Raw genomic sequence first — 17,608 nt, 5'->3', positions numbered from 1 at the left:
GGCCATGGGCCTGCATTTGAAAGAAGGCGCAGACGACGATCTGGCCGAGAATCACGAAATCAACGTCACGCCGTTCATCGACGTGATGCTGGTGTTGTTGATCATCTTCATGGTGGCCGCTCCATTGGCCACCGTGGACATCAAGGTCGACCTGCCCGCCTCCACCGCCAAACCGGCGCCGCGGCCAGAAAAACCAGTGTTCCTCAGCGTCAAGGCTGACCAACGCCTGTTCCTCGGTGAAGACGAAGTGAAGGCCGAAGCACTCGGCGCCACACTCGACGCCAAGACCCAGGGCAAGAAAGACACGACGATCTTCTTCCAGGCCGACAAAGGCGTGGACTACGGCGACCTGATGAGCGTGATGGACAACCTGCGCTCCGCTGGCTACCTGAAGGTTGGTCTGGTCGGCCTCGAGACGGCAGTCAAGAAATGATCAACACGCGCCATAAGCTGACGCGTTACAGCGGTAGCCTGGCCGTGGTGCTGGGTGTTCACGCGCTGGCCATCGCGCTGGCTGTGAACTGGACGGCTCGCCCGCCTATCGAATTGCCGCCTCAGGCAATGATGGTCGAGCTGGCACCGATTCCTGCCCCGCCACCGCCCGCACCGCCGAAGGTCGTCACACCACCGCAGCCACCGGCTCCGGTTGAAGAATTGCCGATTCCGAAGCTCGCTGAAGCGCCAAAGGCCGAGATCGCAGTACCGAAACCGGTCAAACCCAAGCCCAAGCCTCAACCGCCCAAGCCTGTGGAGAAAAAGCCCGAGCCGCCGAAGGAAAAGCCGTCCGAGGCGAAACCGAGCGAAGCACCACCAACGCCGGCGCCAACGGAGAAATCCGCTCAGCCAGCCCCAGGCCCATCAGCTGCTCAAGTAGCTGCCAAAGCCAGTTGGGAGGGCACGTTGCTCGCGCATTTGGCCAAGTACAAAAAGTACCCGGCCAGTGCCCAGTCGCGGGGCAAGGAAGGTTTGAACCGACTGCGCTTTGTCGTGGACGCTGAAGGCAATGTGTTGTCGTTCGAATTGGTGAGCCCCTCCGGAACTGCCGATCTGGATCGGGCGACCCTGGACATGATCCGCCGCGCCCAACCACTGCCCAAGCCACCGTCGGACATGCTGACCAACGGCTCGATCGAAATTGTTGCACCGTTTGTGTATTCGCTGGAAAAACGCCGGCGCTAGTAACCGCCCCTGTAGGAGCTGGCTTGCCAGCGATAGCTGATGTATCAGCCCGCGACGATGCTGGATGTTATGACGTCATCGCCGACAAGCCAGCTCCTACAGGGGATGATCGATTTGCTCAAGGCACCGAAAGGTGCCTTTTGCATATCTGGAATCGGCAAACACGCATTGCCCGGTGTCACTCAACACATACTGTCTGATAACGTGCGTCTATCGATTGCAGGCGGTATGCTTGGCCCGCAACTTCATGGACGCTTGCTATGACTCTCACAGAATTACGCTACATCGTTACCCTCGCCCAAGAGCAGCACTTCGGCCACGCGGCTGAGCGTTGCCACGTCAGCCAGCCGACCCTGTCGGTGGGCGTGAAAAAGCTTGAAGACGAACTCGGTGTGCTGATTTTCGAGCGCAGCAAAAGCGCCGTCCGCCTGACTCCGGTCGGCGAAGGCATTGTGGCCCAGGCGCAGAAAGTCCTGGAACAGGCCCAAGGCATTCGCGAACTGGCGCAAGCAGGCAAGAACCAACTGACCGCTCCGCTGAAAGTCGGCGCGATCTACACCGTTGGCCCGTATCTGTTCCCGCACCTGATTCCGCAACTGCACCGGGTCGCCCCGCAGATGCCGTTGTACATCGAAGAAAACTTCACCCACATCCTGCGTGACAAGCTGCGCAACGGCGAACTCGACGCGATCATCATCGCGCTGCCGTTCAATGAAGCGGATGTGCTGACCCTGCAACTCTACGACGAACCGTTCTACGTCTTGATGCCGGCACAGCACCCGTGGACGCAAAAAGAAACCATTGATGCCGGCCTGCTCAACGACAAGAGCCTGTTGCTGCTCGGCGAAGGCCACTGCTTCCGCGATCAAGTGCTGGAAGCCTGCCCGACCTTGACCAAAGGCAACGACGGCGCCAAGCACACCACCGTGGAATCGAGCTCCCTGGAAACCATTCGCCACATGGTTGCGTCCGGTCTCGGCATCTCGATCCTGCCGCTGTCAGCGGTGGACAGCCATCACTACGCTCCCGGCGTGATTGAAGTTCGACCGCTGTCGGCGCCTGTGCCGTTTCGCACCGTGGCCATCGCCTGGCGTGCAAGCTTCCCGCGTCCGAAAGCCATTGAAATCCTCGCTGACTCCATTCGCCTGTGCTCGGTGGCCAAACCATCGGCGCCGGTGGTGGCGGGCTAAGCAAGCGTCATGACTGAGTTGTCGCACGTGTCGGTGACGGCACTCAAGGGTGTCGGCGAAGCAATGGCCGAAAAACTGGCCAAGGTCGGCCTGGAAAATCTTCAGGATGTGCTGTTTCACCTGCCGCTGCGTTATCAGGACCGCACTCGGGTAGTTCCGATCGGCGCGCTGCGCCCAGGCCAGGACGCGGTGATCGAAGGCACCGTCAGCGGCGCCGATGTGGTCATGGGCCGACGCCGCAGCCTGGTGGTGCGCCTGCAAGACGGCACCGGCGGGCTCAGTCTGCGCTTCTACCATTTCAGCAACGCACAGAAAGAAGGCCTCAAGCGTGGCACGCGGATTCGTTGCTACGGCGAAGCGCGGCCCGGCGCCTCGGGACTGGAAATCTACCACCCGGAATACCGCGCCATCACCGGTGACGAACCACCGCCGGTGGATGAAACCCTGACGCCGGTGTACCCGCTCACCGAGGGCCTGACGCAGCAGCGCTTGCGCCAACTGTGCATGCAAACCCTGACTTTGCTCGGCCCGAGCAGCCTGCCCGACTGGCTACCGAATGAACTGGCCCGGGACTATCAACTGGCGCCACTGGCCGATGCGATCCGCTACTTGCACAACCCACCCGCCGATGCCGATGTCGACGAACTCGCCTTGGGTCATCACTGGGCGCAGCATCGTCTGGCTTTCGAAGAACTGCTGACTCATCAACTGTCCCAGCAACGCCTGCGCGAAAGCATGCGCTCGCTACGCGCACCGGCGATGCCGAAAGCCACGAAGCTGCCGGCCAAATACCTGGCCAACCTCGGCTTCTCGCCGACCGGCGCGCAGCAACGGGTCGGCAATGAAATCGCCTACGACCTGAGTCAGCACGAACCGATGCTGCGGCTGATCCAGGGCGACGTTGGCGCGGGTAAAACCGTGGTGGCCGCCCTCGCCGCGTTGCAAGCGCTGGAGGCCGGGTACCAAGTGGCGCTGATGGCGCCCACCGAGATTCTCGCCGAACAACACTTCATCACCTTCAAGCGCTGGCTCGAACCGCTGGGCATCGAGGTCGCATGGCTGGCTGGCAAGCTAAAAGGCAAGAACCGCGTGGCGGCGCTGGAACAAATCGCCGGCGGCACGCCGATGGTGGTCGGCACCCACGCGCTGTTCCAGGACGAAGTGCAATTCAAGAACCTGGCGCTGGTGATCATCGACGAACAGCACCGCTTCGGTGTGCAACAGCGGCTGGCGTTGCGGCAGAAAGGCGTCGGCGGACGGATGTGCCCGCATCAGCTGATCATGACCGCCACACCGATCCCGCGCACGCTGGCCATGAGCGCCTACGCCGACCTCGACACCTCGATCCTCGACGAATTGCCGCCCGGCCGAACCCCGGTGAACACCGTGCTGATCACCGACACCCGGCGCGTCGAAGTCATCGAACGGGTGCGCGGCGCCTGTGCCGAAGGGCGTCAGGCTTATTGGGTGTGCACGCTGATCGAAGAGTCGGAAGAGCTGACCTGCCAGGCTGCCGAAACCACTTACGAAGACCTCACCGCCGCCCTCGGCGAGTTGAAGGTCGGGCTGATCCACGGACGCATGAAACCCGTCGAGAAAGCCGCAGTGATGGCCGAATTCAAGGCGGGCAACTTGCAGCTGCTGGTCGCCACCACCGTGATCGAAGTCGGTGTGGACGTGCCCAACGCCAGCCTGATGATCATCGAAAACCCCGAACGCCTTGGCCTCGCCCAACTGCACCAGTTGCGCGGTCGTGTGGGGCGGGGCAGCGCCGCCAGCCATTGCGTGCTGCTCTACCACCCGCCGCTGTCGCAAATCGGTCGTCAGCGCCTGGGTATCATGCGCGAAACAAACGACGGTTTTGTCATCGCCGAAAAAGACCTCGAACTGCGCGGCCCCGGTGAAATGCTCGGCACGCGGCAGACTGGTCTGCTTCAATTCAAAGTCGCGGACCTGATGCGCGACGCCGACCTGCTACCCGCCGTGCGAGACGCCGCGCAAGCATTGCTAGAGCGCTGGCCCGACCATGTCAGCCCCCTGCTGGATCGTTGGTTACGCCATGGGCAGCAATACGGCCAAGTGTGAGCACCGTCGCAGTTTGTGAGCGATGGGTTTAAGCAAGCTGGTTATACTCCTGCAATTGTTTTAGAACGGATACAGACCATGACCGAAGTTGCCCTCGCACCCGCTACCCCGCACGCGCCGTCGGTCATTCGGCTGTTACTGAACAAAATGGGCATCGCCTACGAAGAGGTTCTCGACCATCACGGCTTGAACCCGGCGCGCAAGGTCCAGGCCGTACTGCTCGATGACGCCGTCGGCGCGCTGATGGTGCTGTTCCCGCAGAGCCAATTGCTGGACCTCAATCGCCTCACCGAACTCACCGGGCGCCGACTCACTGCCGTGCCGACTGAACGCCTGGAAAAGATGCTCGGCAAGCACAACCTGAGCCTGTTGCCCGGCCTGCCGTCACTCACCAGCTCACCGTGCCTGTACGAAGAAAGCCTGCTGCGTGAACCGATGGTGCTGGTCAACTCGGGCGAGCCGGGCGTGCTGCTGGAAATCACCAGCGAAGCCTTCAAATCCATGCTGAACAAAGCCAGTGCCGCCAACTTCGGCGAAGCGCTGACCAGCATCCGCCCGAACCTCGACCGCCCCGACGATGACCGCGAGGAAATCACTCAGGCCGTTCAAGCGTTCACCGCGCGACGCATCCAGCAACGCCTGGAAGCGACCATCGAAATTCCACCGCTGGCCGAAACCGCGCAGAAGATCATCAAACTGCGCGTCGACCCCAACGCCACCATCGACGACATCACCAGCGTGGTCGAAACCGACCCGGCACTGGCCGCGCAAGTGGTGAGCTGGGCGGCGTCGCCGTACTACGCCTCGCCGGGCAAGATTCGTTCAGTGGAAGACGCCATCGTGCGCGTGCTGGGTTTCGACCTGGTGATCAACCTGGCACTCGGCCTGGCCCTGGGCAAAACCCTGAGCCTGCCCAAGGACCACCCGCAACACGCCACGCCGTACTGGCAGCAATCGATCTACACCGCCGCCGTCATCGAAGGCCTGACCCGCGCCATGCCGCGCGCCCAGCGTCCGGAAGCCGGACTGACCTACCTGGCCGGCCTGCTGCACAACTTCGGTTACCTGCTGCTGGCCCACGTGTTCCCGCCACACTTCTCGCTGATCTGCCGCCACCTGGAGGTCAACCCGCACCTGTGCCACAGCTACATCGAGCAACACCTGCTGGGCATCAGCCGCGAACAGATCGGCGCATGGCTGATGCGCTACTGGGACATGCCCGAAGAACTGTCCACCGCGCTGCGCTTCCAGCACGACCCAAGCTACGACGGCGCCTACGCCGAATACCCGAACCTGGTGTGCCTGTCCGTGCGCCTGCTGCGCAGCCGTGGCATCGGTTCCGGCCCGGATGAAGACATCCCCGACGCCCTGCTCGAACGCGTTGGCCTGACCCGCGCCAAAGCGGAAGACGTCGTCAGCAAAGTACTGGAAGCTGAAGTGCTGCTACGCGAATTGGCCTCGCAGTTTTCCCAAGCCTAAATGCATCGCGGGCAAGCGTCGCGCTGCGGACCTGAATCCCGCAGGAGCGCGGCTTGCCCGCGATGAATTCAACTCGGTCCCAGGAGGAGTGGAAACTCGCCCTCGGAGCTTTGTCCTATCTATCATGTCAAATAACGCACTAAACTATTCTGCCCGATGAGAGCTAGTTTCTTATCATTTGTTATGACCATCTCCCCATAGCTATCCCCTTGAGAATTCCATCCCGTACCGTTGAACGACAGATCAAGTTGTCCATTTGATAGATAGCGTGCAACTACTGATCCGGCGACAAGGATTTTATTACCATCTTCCTGCCATGCGCACTCTCGCCACAAACTTTTACCAGGCACTACTCCAGCAAAAAGTGGCCTTCCGTTGTTAAACACAAGATTGAAAGACCCATTAGTATTTAGAACTGCCATCCATGGCGTTTTAGTGGTAGGGATAACACTCCAATTATCATAGGCGGTCCCCACAACAACAATTGCTCCATCCTGCTCCCTGACTGAGAGGGTCGTAGCCGAAATCATTCCAAAATCAGGGCTAGCAATAATGACGGGTTGCCCGTTATTAAAGCTTCTATCTACCTCGCCATTGTCGTTGTAACGAACAATAAAGCCACTCGTAGTTTCTCCAACAACGAAGGAACCGCATAACAGAAATTTCCCATCCTTCTGTAGCGCAATACTAATGGCTTCGTTGTCTTCAGGGTCAGCCAAATCGAGCTGTACAATTATAAAGCCCGTGCCGTTAAAGGTCTTGTCAACCGACCCGTCTGGCATAAGGCGAAAGATAAACCCATTAAACCCGCGGCCATCAAAAATTCCGCTATGAGCAATCAACATCTTGCCATCCGGTAGCGCGCATACAGAACCACCAATGTAATCAACAGCGGGGGTTAGTTGATTAATTTTTTGTTCACTTTTTGGCTTTGTAGCTCTTGGGTAAATAAGGTCATAGGGATGAATTCGCAAAAAACCATCGGAACCAAAAGTAGTATCAATACAACCATTAAAATCAAGTCGAACGAATACCATATCTTGCTGGCCAAAATCTATATAGGTACTCTTCACCAGGAATTTATCATCCGAATACGGAAATAACCCAAACCTGGCCCCAGTATTGAAACCGATAGGCAAAATTACCGATCCGTTTACACCAAACGAAGATTCAAAAAAACCATTCGTATTTACACGCCTTAACTGCAAAGTACGGAGCCATTCTCTACGATCACCATTGGCATAAATCAGCTTCCCATTAGATAAAGCAAGAATGGAGTGAGGGATACTCCAACTCACTTCAGATACCAGATCTACCACTCCATTATCACCAAAAGACGGGTCAAGTGTACCCGCATTAATTTCTCTCTTAATATGTTCCATGGCGGCACTCCATTGTGCTGAGTAAAAAGTGAACCCCACTACACCCAGCACAGTTGAGCACGCCAAAAAGGCAGCCGTGACCTGTTATAAATGACAGTTCTTTAGTTTTTTTTGTTGGGTATTTAAGATTATTTAGTCGAGAACCTTTAACCATCCAAGGTGATCATTACCCGCATGGCGGGCAATTTCGTTCAGCTCGATGGTATTGAACAGCTGCTTTCGAGTTGAGTATCGAGGACGCACTTGCTTATTTGGCTAAAAAGAAGCCAATCGACTATAAGGCCGTGCTCAACGTCCACGAAACCCTGTTTTCCGGGTTTTACCACTGGGCTGGAAAAGACCGGAATGAGCTTGTGCCGCACCTGGCAGTGTTCAAGGGCTCAAGATGACCCAAGAAACACAGTCTTCGAGCACCCGAACTCTATTTGATCTCTGTCGACTATGCGTTCAAGTTGGCAGCAGAAAGATCTATAAAACATACAGGGAACAGTCCCTTGATGCCGGCGAACCTCCTCAATCGGAAGACTGAAGAGGCTAACTAGTTAAAGCTTCGATCCGACCAGAATCCCGTAAACACCGGCCTGAAAGATCTCAAACCTTAGGCTTGGCCTTCCTCGGTTTCAGATATTTGGTCAATCCCTGAAACCAGATCACCAGCGCCGGGTTGCCCTTGATCTGAATAGATTTGTCCTGAATCCCCGTCATGAATGCCAACTGCTTGTTCTTCGCCTGCATCGTGGCAAAGCCATAGGTGGCATCTTTAAAAGCAATGGCAAACGCAGGCTCGGCGTACACACCCGCCTTGCTGGTGATGCGCTGATCCTTCACGCGGAAATGCCGAGCCACTTTCCCGTCCAGGGTTTGCAGCTGAAACACCAACTCCTTGTCGCCTAACTGCTGCTGAAACGCAGGATTGGTCCGACTGGCCTTGCCCATTAACAAACCCATCATCCACAACAGAAAACGAAATTTCATGCGCAAGCCTCAATAGAAAAATGAACAGCCGGCGCAGTGTAGCGACTTCAAGCCACAACTCCACTATCGAGTTGCGTTAGCAGAAGATGATGCACTTTTTGACGCTGATGACCACCAAGTCATTGACGAACCAGACCTCTAAGAGCGTCGATAAAACACCTGCCGCCACCAAGAGGAAGGGCCTCCCAAGATGTCACGCAGATGGCAAGCTGAGAGATGTCTAGCGGCCGGATCGAAAGCCAATGCCGTTCGCAAAGCTTGCCAGACGTGTTTGGGCAGATTAACGGGCGCTTGTAGTTCAAGCTCAAGGCATTCATTGACGGCCTGAGTTGATGACAGACGGCGCATGGGATTTTTTCCACTGGCCAGTTCATAGATCACACAAGCAACGGAGAAGACATCAGCCCTGCTGGTTAGTGGTTCACCACACAACAGTTCCGGCGCAGCATAGCCCGGAGTCCAGGCACTGAAGCGACTACGGCTCAGTTGCGGCAGGCCTGGCAGGACGCCCTTCTCAGCCTGGCCCAAACCGAAATCGAACAGCTTTACGCCTTCTTCGCCGAGCATCACGTTGCTCGGTTTCAAGTCGCCGTGGAGAACGCCGCGACTGTGGGAGTAGGCCAGGGCATCGAGCAACCCAAGTGCGATATCACGCAGGTCCGGCCACGGTAACCCCAAAGGGTGTTCGCAGAGCAATTTATCCAGAGTCAGGCCACGCATCAGTTCCATGGTGAAAAAAGCCCGCTGGCACTGAGTGTCCACTTCGAAGCTGTGCGAGCGCAGCACATTTGGGTGATGCAGTCGCCGGGTCAGGGCAAACTCGCTATAGAGCAATGCACTGGCGTCTGGTGAATCGGCAAAATCTTCACCGAGGACTTTCAGCGCGATTTTAGGTTCCGGATCTCCAAACTGCTCGTGCAGCAAATCCCGAGCGCGATATACCACCCCCATGCCGCCAGCGCCAAGCAAACGTTCGATGCGGTAACGCCCACCCAATACCTTCGGCAAGTCGCCAGTGCGCAGGTGCGTCGGAGTTGCAACACGCGGTGTTTGAGCGGGTTTGGCGAAGGCGAAAAAGGTCAGGCTGGCCTCCTCCTTACTGTTTGGCAGGGATTCAGACACTGGCGCAAGCTCAATCATCAGCGGATGACCACGCCGGTCAGGTTGTCCCGTGCAGGACCGCACAAAGCATCATCGAATAAACGCGCCAGCGCCTCGCTCGGTTCATTCAGGCTCAAAGCACTGCCCAGTAAGTTGCTGCTCAGGCTTTGGTACAACCCATCGCTGCACAGCAAAAATGCATCACCGGGATGTACCTCCATCTCCAGTACTTCGAGGGTCAGTTGCTCACTGGCCCCCACTGCCCGGGTCAATGCATGAGCCTGAGGATGCGCGCGAGCCTCACTGATGCTCATCTGCTGTTCATCAATCAGCTGTTGCATCAACGAATGGTCTTTAGTCAACTGATACAAGCGCTGCCCACGCCACAAATAACAACGACTGTCGCCGGCCCAGACACACGCAGCGCGACTGCCATCGACCAGTAACGCCACCACAGTGCTGCCGATGATGGCGTCGCGGCGTTCCGCAATGATGGTCAGTTCCTGACTCAAACGCCGGTTCAGCCAGTGCAGGCAATGGCGCACGCTTTTGAGTCGATCGTCGAAGTCGTCGAGTGGGGGCAAATCCGCAAGACTGGCCACGATCAACTGGCTGGCGATGTCGCCACTCTGGTGGCCACCCAAACCGTCAGCGACGACCCAGAAGCCCATTTGTGGGCAATCCAGGAAAGCATCTTCATTACGTTCCCGAACCTTGCCCGGATCAGTATGCGCAGCGCTATGCCAAGGACCTTCATTCGGCATCACAGCTGGACCGGCATTCGGAACGTGCGTAGCACGCCAACGTCAAACGGGTTCGGCGTGCGTTGGCTCGTCAGCAGGTAGTTGGCTCGTAACCCACCCAGATCCGCTTTGAACATCAATACATCACGGCCGGACAGATACTCGGTTTGCATCAGATCGAGCAATCGGAACAGCGACCATGGACCGCTGTTTTTCTCGATACCGATCGGGCGGCCAACCATTTTGTCGAGCACCAGGCTCGTTCGTCCGCCCTCCGCATCGGCAGGCCACTTGAAGGAAGCCGCCACGATCGGACCGTGACGGTACTCCATGGTTTTGTCGCCAAAGCGGAACTCGGAACGGCTGACCATCGAGTCGAGGGTGTACGGCTCCAACTTGAACTGCACCTGCGGCTCATCGGGACTTTCGGCGAAAAAGCTTTGGCGAATGACGTGCGCCTTAGCCATCTGATCGAGATACACCCTGGACAGGGGCAAGCTCAACCCATCGATATTGCGTAACCGGTAGTTACCCGGGCCGCCGCTGACAAATGGACGCATGTAATTGTCGAAGAACCGGTCTACGACACCATGGGTTTTGAAGAACTCGCGGAAGTCGTTGATCGCCACATCGCTGGCGCTGTGTGCACTGAACGGATACCGATTGCTGATGGCTTTGCCGTAGAAGCTATAAAGCTCGTGCTGATAACGCTGGTTGAGAAACTGGTAAGCATCGTTGAGCACCAGGCGCCATGTATCTTCGGCCAGCGCGTTGAACCAGGCACCCACCGGACGCGGCAAGCGCCCGGACGCCGTACGCAGATGAGAAAGGGCATCACGCTGGCTACCCATGCGGGCCTTGGCCATGTCGAATGCCGCCTGATCCGGTGCGCTGGCACGGGCGAGGCTCGCGAGTTGCAGCTGTAGATCGTTGAGCGCTTGCAGCGTCGGCGTCAGGTCAGCAGCCGGACCGTTGCTGTCGTCGAGCAGGCGATGCAATGGCTCGAAGCGGCGTTGCAGGGCATTTTTTGCCGTGTCCGGTAGATTTTTGGCCAGCGCGCCCGAAGCCTTTTGGGCGGCGACCGCGGCGAGCTTGCCGCCCGGCTCTACGCGCTGTTGGACGACGACCGCCACGTCATCCACACTCTCTGCGATCGTCGGGAACCGGGTGTTTTCACGCACTTGCGCTAACAATTGCAGCAAGGGTGAATGGGCAGAGATCAAGCCAGCCAGTTGTTCGGTGCCTTCACCGGCATTGTTGATCGGTTGCAGTGCAACTCGACCAATTGCATCGCCCCAGAGGTTGGCGTAGTCGCGGAAATACAATTGCTCAAGTTCAACCTTCAAGCGACGCAAATCCATGCCGCTGATGTCCGAACCTTCACCCAATACCCAATTGTCACGCAGAATTTCGGTGACCAGCGCAGTACCCTGGAGTGAAAAATATTGCTGATAGCCCTGCCTGGTGTAAAACCCTGGAATTACGTAGTCGGTGCCGACAAACAGTGAGCCCTGCGTTCCCAAATGTTGGCTCAACCGGTACTCCGGGAGAGTTCGAGCCTGATCGCGCAACATCCGGTAAACCACGTTGGCCAACGTTTCGCTGCGCAGTGACTGACGCGCCTGCGCCACCAGTTGATCATTGAGCGGGTAACTGAATGATTGCGTCAATAAGCGCTCGAAGTGTGCATTCAGGCTATTTTGCACAGGCGTATTGCCGGCATAACGCAGGGACACGTCAGTGGTGACCCACTCCTTCAGCCATGCCGAATCACGGCGATCCTTGATGCTCAACATCAGATACGCACGCAGGCTCCCGAGCAGGCGCTCACGGTCTTTCATGTGGGTGCGAATCTGCCCTTCCAACAGCGCTGCAATCCGCGGCAACAGGTGTTTTTCAAGCTCTTGCTGGTAAGCGTTCCTGATAACGGGACTGGCAGCGTCACCCTGATACAGCCCACTGCGTTCGCGGTAGGAAACATCACCTTTTCCAGGGAAGACCTGAGTTGCTGCGTAGCTGTTGTCGAGTGCTTGAAGCGCCGTTGGCAAATCATCCTGAGCAGTCAGGGCCGAGCGCTGTTGAGTCCAGGCAAGAGCCAAGGATCGTAAGTTTTCCAGTCGTTCATGATTGGCCGAAAAGCTGGTTGCCCACAACAATCCGCAAAGGCTCAGTGCTGCCAATGCCCCCATATACAACGCACGCTGCCCCCAATGGATGCGGCTGCGCTCACGTTTATCCAGACCGGCAAGATCAGCCTCGGGAAAAATGATCCGGTTGAATATATGGTTTATGAAGCGTGAGTGAACAGCGCCCCGGTTAGACGACACTCCGCTCTTCACGCCGCTGCCGGCATCCGTGCTCGTATCCAGCGGTTTGCTCAAGTGAGCAGCGCTGGTGAAGTAGAAGCCACGCAATTGGCTCACGCGTTGGTAACGATTGCCGATGAAGGCTGCTTCGATGAATTGGCACAGGCCTTCGCCGATCAACCCGAGTTGATGCGGGAAGTCGAGGATACGACCCCGGCACCGTGGGTCACGCTCCTGATGCATACGCAGGATGACCTGACTGTTGAGGCGACGGAGCAGTGTTTCGAATTCAGCGCGAACCACAGCCGTATCAACCTTGCGCAACACTTCACCAACGCACGCGCCAAACACCTGATCACGCTCGTCGCGAGTCAATTGATCGAAAAACTCGTCAAAACCAGGCTGTTCATCCATTTTGGTTAATACGAAATAAACCGGCAGGTCGACATGCAACTTTTGCTGTATCTCGTGCAGGCGTGCACGCACCTGAAGCGCCAGGGTGCTTAACGCATCTTGATCGTTGGTGAGCAGCGTTTGGACAGGCAAGGTGACCAACACGCCATTGAGTGGACGGTTACGCCGTCGCTTGTGCAGCAGATCCAGCACCGTATTCCAGCCACTCGCGTCGACGTCGGTATCCAATTGGGTCAGGTAGCGACCGGCCGTATCGATCAGCACACCGTGCTCGGCAAAATACCAATCGCAGTATTGGGTAGCCTCCGGTATCGGGCTCGGTTTTCGGTCAATTATGTTGAGCGGAAACTCAAGGCCGGACAAATCCAGAAGGCTAGTTTTACCGCTACCCTGGGGGCCAATGACCAGGTACCACGGCAATTCACTGCGCCACTGCTCACTGCGATGGGGATAAAGGCTTGAAGTCTTGAGGGTATTTAGGGCGTCTTTGAAACGGAGCCTCAGCTCCTTACGTTCTTCGTGGATTTTCTTTTCACGGATTAGCCGGGCCTGTCCATCTTCTGTGCCTTCCAGCACTTGCTTGCTTAAGCCTGTGCGCCAGCTCACGAAAACCATGATCAGCCCCCAGATCAGGAACATCACACTGATGCTCAGCAGACGTGAGGTCGGACTTTCCCAGAACTTGTAGTCATCCACTGCCAAGAGCGGGCCGACGCACCATATCAACAGCGCCACGAACAACACCAACAACAGTGTCCAGAGCCATGTCTTGCGCAGCAACGCGCCGGTTTGTTTGAAGTACTTTTTCATCAGGCGCCCCTGTTTAGCCGTTGCGACTGCAGCTCAAGCGCTGCCTGATCAAGCTGTTGAAAGGGCTGCAAGACAGTGGTGCGCTGCTCACTCAACACCCAGGCAAAGCCCGAATACATCACTGCCATACACACCGCTGTAATCACCACTACCGTCCACCACGGAACAATTCGCACCCAGTCTTTTCTCTGGTCGCGAATGCCCTGCAAGTGAGTTGAGAGTTCACGCGGTACGTCCGGGCGCAGATGGCGAATCTGCCGATAAAGGGCATCGCGAAGCTCCTCGAGCTCCATAAGACCGCGCGACTGAATGCGATATTTGCCCTCGAAACCCAGCGACAAACACAAGTACATCAGCTCCAGAATTAGCAGGTGCTTGACGGGATTCTTCGACAGACTCACCAGTAGATGGAAAAACTTTTCGCCCCCCGACGTTTCATTGTGAAACTTGCTCAAAAGGCTCATCTGGGACCATTCACTTTCTTTGCCCCAAGCAGTGGTCACCACCGCTTCGTCCACCACCGTGCACAGTACATAACGTGCTGTGGACAAATGGCTGGCCTCAACACTGTTGTGCTGCGCACTTATCGAGAAATTTTCCACTGCGAGGCTCAATCGCTTGTTAAGGCTCGGCAAGTCTTCGCTGACGGCGTTCCGCTTGAGCCGCACCACTTCTGATAGCAGGCAGGACGCTGCCGCGACCAGTGGATTGAGACTGATACTGAAACTTGCTGCCGGGCCCCGCTGAGCCGAGTAAACCATGCGTTCTTCCAGCTGTTCGAAACGCGGCGGCGCGGCAGAGTCCGTCAATGGCCCCTGTGCCGGGCCGTGTCCCTGACGGTCGAGCAGGACGGTTTTGTCGTCCTGGCAAAATTCCATGTCCTTGATCATGTCGGTCAGTTCCTGATAGCCCAAAAATTAAGTTCGAGCTCGGCAAACTCACCGGAAACGTGGAACGCGAAACCACCTGAGCGCTGGAGCTGTGCCAGGTCGTCGGAACTCAACTCGAGGATGAAATAGGTTTTGTTGGCATGGAAAGCGATTTGCCGCGGCGCGACTGCCAATGGCTTGATCTTGATTCCAGGCAGATGGAGGTTGACCAGTTGACGAATGCTTTCGACCGGGCCGACCTTGAGGTGGGCCGGCAACCGATGGCGCAGTTCTTCGCCATCGCAGTTGGCACTTGCTGCCAGCACGAACGAGGCCGAACCCAACAAATTATGATCCTGTAAAGGCGAAACGATGATCCCGTACTGACGCGCCTGCATTACCAGTTCGACCGCATGCTGTTCGAGCACCATCGACAGCACCTGGCGAATCGCTTCCATCAGCTTGCGAAAGCTTGCGCCCTGGTCGCTGTGCTCATAGCGACTATCCAGACGCGGACGCTTGCTGTCACTGGAGAAAGTCGCCAGCTCGCCAAGCAGGGTCAGTAACGTGCAGTACAGCGCTTGCGGGTGAACCTGCTCCAGATTGAGGTAATGCCGCAATAGCAACTCGGTGCGGTTAATCAATTGCAGCATCATGAAATCACCGACTTCCGCGCCCCCCACTTTGCCATTGGAGCGAATCCGCTCGGCGATGGTGTCGCCCCGATGACCGAGCATGCTGATCACTTCTTTCAGGCACGAAAGCAGATAGTTGGATGAATGCGCCTGAAGGTAAGTCGGAACGAAATCCGGGTCGAGGCTGATCACGCCATCGGGCGTGGTGGCGAGGACTTCGCAGATTTTCAGCTTTACATAGACCTGATCGCTTTGCTGTTCGCCAAGCAGCAAGCGGAAGTCCGGGCGGGCGCAGCTGATTTGGCTGGCAGAGCTGTCACCTGCGCTGGAGTCCGCAACTTCCATTTCATAAGCGATGTAACGCGCCAGTACGTCACCCTGCTCCGGACGACGGGACTCGACATGATTGCCAGTCACAAGCGGCAGAGCCAGATAAACCGGTGTATTACCGGTATTGGCAGGCACATCCAGCGCCAGCGGCTTGGTACTGCCCCCGATCTCGAAGAAGCTGCCATCGGGCAGAACTCCCGACGCCTGGCTGATCACCAGTTTGCCCATGTTAAGGAACTGCGAATCGACTTCCAGGCTCAAGAAGCCCCATGTGTAGCTGCCCAGCAATTGCGTACGAACCTTCAGTTGATGGTCGTGGTATCGATCGTTGTGCTGGAAGTGCTGGGGACGCAGCAACATGCCTTCCTGCCAAATGACTTTATGAGTGCTCATGTCAGTCATCCGCCCTGGCTAACGTTTCATGATTGTTGCGTATACCGGCCTGATCGAGTGTCAGGTCGACGCTGGTAATACCCGCCGGCGTGATGGGCACGGTGTAGCGCCATCGGGTTTCCGGCAGGTCGCGGTAAGCGGCGAGAATGCCGACGTAGCGGCTTCCTTTCTTCACGCTGAGCTTGAGACTCACGGTTTCACCGGGGCGCAGGTCCAGCTCCTCGCTAGTCACCAGGTCCGGGGCCAGGGATTCCTTGGCGCGTTCGTAGAGGCTGAAAAAATCAGCATTTTCGAAAGCAACCGGGTGCCTGAGCTCAAACAGGCGAACAACGATCGGCGACGGGCGTCCGTTGAGATCCGGGTTCAGTTGGTCACTGGCTGTCAGCTGCAGATTGAGCTTGGTCACGCTGGAATAGGGCGACAACGAAAAGCAGCCGGCCAATGAAACCATCACCAAGAGCACAGTCAACGCTTTGAAAAAAACGGTCGGGCAGCGAGACATATGCATCATCCTGGGTAGTCGGCATGGAGGATCGAAATCAGGCGAATCTGCTCTTCGTAAGCCTGGGCGAAGTCACGTGTCAGCAAACGTTCGCTCCAATCGTCATCCTGAAGCAGCGCCTGGTGATACCGGCTGAAAGCCCGCCAACGGCTGCCGGAAGTGGCGAACAGCGACTTGCTATCGCGCTCAAAACGCAGCGTCAGCTGTTGCGGCGAAAAGTGTTCCAAGGCCCCTCGAACTGCTGCGCGGCTGGCCGTGAGCGAGGCGACTTGATGCGCCTGCAAATCACGGAACGCGCGTGGGATCACTTGATCCGCGGATATCTGACCCGACTTGTTTGTCAGCAAAAGCAGCTCCAACGCTTCGCCCGCATCGACGGCAAATCTGAATGGATTCGTCTGGAAGCCTTGCACGGTCGACTGGGCTAAACGCAGGTCGTTTTTCAGCTCGTTTCGGGTACGCAGACTCTGCTGCAAACCGCTGATGCTCTGCTTGAGCATACCGGCAGCATTCAGCGCCAATGCTTCACGGGAGGCACGATCAAGGCCCTTGAGGTCTACTCCCAATGCGGCACCAAAGTGCTCCCAGAAATCTTCATTCTGGCCTTCGCCAACTTCTGGCGTCGTGATTGGCGCAGGGTCAGGCGGGACATCGATCAGAACCGGGACCCTCAGGTTTTCCATGTCGATACGTGCGAAGTCGGCACGTTGCATGGGCTCCTGATAAGGTGTGTCGAGCGCGGACAATTCGTCGACCTCGCGATGCATCAGCTCTTGTTGTTCCAGCAACTTCAAAGGATCGAGGTCGAGAAAGACATCGTCGGGAATGACGTTAAATGGCGTTCGTGAACCAGGGGATTCGATGTTGGCTCGTGGTGAGTCATAACTCAGTCGTGCCCGGATCTCGAAATCACCCAGCAAGTAAAAACTGCCCGTCTCGATACGTACCGCCTCACCCTTGATCAGGTGGCCACCGCTTACACCATCCTGGATACCGTTGCTGCTGGTATCCGTCAGAAGAAACGCGCCATTGTGGAAGCTGACTGTCGCGTGATGGCTGGAAAGATGCCGCTTGCGGTCAGGAATAATCCAGTCGCAATCCTCGCCACGACCGATCACGCCGCCTGCCTGCGTGAAGGTCTTGTGGCACAAATCTGTCGGCACGAACTGCTTGCTGCTCAGCATTTCGAAAACCAGTTCCATGTTGCTGCTCCTT

Annotated in this window: 14 protein-coding genes; 5 read left to right on the top strand and 9 right to left on the bottom strand. The window is 57.0% G+C overall.

The features are described 5' to 3' along the window. The first annotated feature begins 4 nt into the window (after window positions 1–4). The 5 genes from exbD (at window position 5) to ABVN21_RS23855 (ending at window position 5,933) form a co-directional block, all read left to right on the top strand. Window positions 5–433 (top strand): TonB system transport protein ExbD, encoded by a 429-nt coding sequence (gene exbD, locus ABVN21_RS23875; protein WP_034147733.1) that lies wholly within the window; start codon window positions 5–7, stop codon window positions 431–433. Next, window positions 430–1,179 carry an energy transducer TonB gene (locus ABVN21_RS23870; protein ID WP_339552538.1) on the top strand — a complete coding sequence of 250 codons (750 nt, stop codon included), beginning with the start codon at window positions 430–432 and terminating at the stop codon, window positions 1,177–1,179. The genes exbD and ABVN21_RS23870 overlap by 4 nt, the downstream gene beginning before the upstream one ends. A 260-nt stretch (window positions 1,180–1,439) precedes the next feature. Further along, on the top strand, window positions 1,440–2,369 hold the full coding sequence (locus ABVN21_RS23865) for a LysR substrate-binding domain-containing protein (protein WP_339552537.1): 930 nt from the start codon (window positions 1,440–1,442) through the stop codon (window positions 2,367–2,369). Window positions 2,370–2,378: 9 nt separating this feature from the next. Further along, a complete protein-coding gene (gene recG, locus ABVN21_RS23860; RefSeq protein ID WP_339552536.1) occupies window positions 2,379–4,454 on the top strand; it encodes an ATP-dependent DNA helicase RecG in 2,076 nt (691 codons plus the stop codon). Between the two features lie 78 nt (window positions 4,455–4,532). Then, window positions 4,533–5,933 carry an HDOD domain-containing protein gene (locus ABVN21_RS23855; RefSeq protein WP_339552535.1) on the top strand — a complete coding sequence of 467 codons (1,401 nt, stop codon included), beginning with the start codon at window positions 4,533–4,535 and terminating at the stop codon, window positions 5,931–5,933. A gap of 122 nt (window positions 5,934–6,055) precedes the next feature. Here the strand turns inward: ABVN21_RS23855 and ABVN21_RS23850 are convergent, their stop codons facing one another. The 9 genes from ABVN21_RS23850 to tagH all read right to left on the bottom strand — a co-directional run bounded on the left by ABVN21_RS23850 (window position 6,056) and on the right by tagH (window position 17,595). Continuing rightward, window positions 6,056–7,315: a hypothetical protein gene (locus ABVN21_RS23850; protein WP_339552534.1), complete on the bottom strand. Its 1,260-nt coding sequence runs from the start codon at window positions 7,313–7,315 to the stop codon at window positions 6,056–6,058. 591 nt (window positions 7,316–7,906) lie between these two features. Beyond that, on the bottom strand, window positions 7,907–8,290 hold the full coding sequence (locus ABVN21_RS23845; RefSeq protein WP_339552533.1) for a helicase: 384 nt from the start codon (window positions 8,288–8,290) through the stop codon (window positions 7,907–7,909). A 138-nt stretch (window positions 8,291–8,428) separates the two neighbouring features. Further along, window positions 8,429–9,430: a serine/threonine-protein kinase gene (locus tag ABVN21_RS23840; RefSeq protein WP_339552532.1), complete on the bottom strand. Its 1,002-nt coding sequence runs from the start codon at window positions 9,428–9,430 to the stop codon at window positions 8,429–8,431. After that, window positions 9,430–10,155: a PP2C family serine/threonine-protein phosphatase gene (locus tag ABVN21_RS23835; RefSeq protein ID WP_339552531.1), complete on the bottom strand. Its 726-nt coding sequence runs from the start codon at window positions 10,153–10,155 to the stop codon at window positions 9,430–9,432. The genes ABVN21_RS23840 and ABVN21_RS23835 overlap by 1 nt, the downstream gene beginning before the upstream one ends. Continuing rightward, complete coding sequence (gene tssM / locus ABVN21_RS23830; RefSeq protein ID WP_339552530.1) at window positions 10,155–13,664, bottom strand: type VI secretion system membrane subunit TssM; 3,510 nt, start codon at window positions 13,662–13,664, stop codon at window positions 10,155–10,157. The genes ABVN21_RS23835 and tssM overlap by 1 nt, the downstream gene beginning before the upstream one ends. Then, on the bottom strand, window positions 13,664–14,554 hold the full coding sequence (icmH, locus tag ABVN21_RS23825) for a type IVB secretion system protein IcmH/DotU (RefSeq protein ID WP_339552529.1): 891 nt from the start codon (window positions 14,552–14,554) through the stop codon (window positions 13,664–13,666). The genes tssM and icmH overlap by 1 nt, the downstream gene beginning before the upstream one ends. Window positions 14,555–14,559: 5 nt before the next feature. Next, window positions 14,560–15,891 carry a type VI secretion system baseplate subunit TssK gene (tssK, locus tag ABVN21_RS23820; RefSeq protein WP_339552528.1) on the bottom strand — a complete coding sequence of 444 codons (1,332 nt, stop codon included), beginning with the start codon at window positions 15,889–15,891 and terminating at the stop codon, window positions 14,560–14,562. A 1-nt stretch (window position 15,892) separates the two neighbouring features. Continuing rightward, window positions 15,893–16,393, bottom strand: a complete 501-nt coding sequence (gene tssJ, locus ABVN21_RS23815; RefSeq protein WP_339552527.1) for a type VI secretion system lipoprotein TssJ — start codon at window positions 16,391–16,393, stop codon at window positions 15,893–15,895. A 5-nt stretch (window positions 16,394–16,398) separates the two neighbouring features. Next, a complete protein-coding gene (gene tagH / locus ABVN21_RS23810; protein WP_339552526.1) occupies window positions 16,399–17,595 on the bottom strand; it encodes a type VI secretion system-associated FHA domain protein TagH in 1,197 nt (398 codons plus the stop codon). Window positions 17,596–17,608 lie beyond the last annotated feature (13 nt).

Source organism: Pseudomonas sp. MYb327 (assembly GCF_040438925.1).
Taxonomy (GTDB): domain Bacteria; phylum Pseudomonadota; class Gammaproteobacteria; order Pseudomonadales; family Pseudomonadaceae; genus Aquipseudomonas.
This window is presented reverse-complemented; position numbering and strand designations above follow the sequence as displayed.

Excerpts from the sequence above, each read along its gene's own strand:
- exbD (WP_034147733.1), top strand. The coding sequence starts at position 5 with ATGGGCCTGCATTTGAAAGAAGGCGCAGACGACGATCTGGCCGAGAAT.
- ABVN21_RS23840 (WP_339552532.1), bottom strand. The coding sequence starts at position 9,430 with ATGATTGAGCTTGCGCCAGTGTCTGAATCCCTGCCAAACAGTAAGGAG.
- tssM (WP_339552530.1), bottom strand. The coding sequence starts at position 13,664 with ATGAAAAAGTACTTCAAACAAACCGGCGCGTTGCTGCGCAAGACATGG.
- ABVN21_RS23835 (WP_339552531.1), bottom strand. The coding sequence starts at position 10,155 with ATGCCGAATGAAGGTCCTTGGCATAGCGCTGCGCATACTGATCCGGGC.
- ABVN21_RS23870 (WP_339552538.1), top strand. The coding sequence starts at position 430 with ATGATCAACACGCGCCATAAGCTGACGCGTTACAGCGGTAGCCTGGCC.
- ABVN21_RS23865 (WP_339552537.1), top strand. The coding sequence starts at position 1,440 with ATGACTCTCACAGAATTACGCTACATCGTTACCCTCGCCCAAGAGCAG.
- tagH (WP_339552526.1), bottom strand. The coding sequence starts at position 17,595 with ATGGAACTGGTTTTCGAAATGCTGAGCAGCAAGCAGTTCGTGCCGACA.
- ABVN21_RS23855 (WP_339552535.1), top strand. The coding sequence starts at position 4,533 with ATGACCGAAGTTGCCCTCGCACCCGCTACCCCGCACGCGCCGTCGGTC.
- tssK (WP_339552528.1), bottom strand. The coding sequence starts at position 15,891 with ATGAGCACTCATAAAGTCATTTGGCAGGAAGGCATGTTGCTGCGTCCC.
- ABVN21_RS23850 (WP_339552534.1), bottom strand. The coding sequence starts at position 7,315 with ATGGAACATATTAAGAGAGAAATTAATGCGGGTACACTTGACCCGTCT.
- icmH (WP_339552529.1), bottom strand. The coding sequence starts at position 14,554 with ATGATCAAGGACATGGAATTTTGCCAGGACGACAAAACCGTCCTGCTC.
- recG (WP_339552536.1), top strand. The coding sequence starts at position 2,379 with ATGACTGAGTTGTCGCACGTGTCGGTGACGGCACTCAAGGGTGTCGGC.
- tssJ (WP_339552527.1), bottom strand. The coding sequence starts at position 16,393 with ATGTCTCGCTGCCCGACCGTTTTTTTCAAAGCGTTGACTGTGCTCTTG.
- ABVN21_RS23845 (WP_339552533.1), bottom strand. The coding sequence starts at position 8,290 with ATGAAATTTCGTTTTCTGTTGTGGATGATGGGTTTGTTAATGGGCAAG.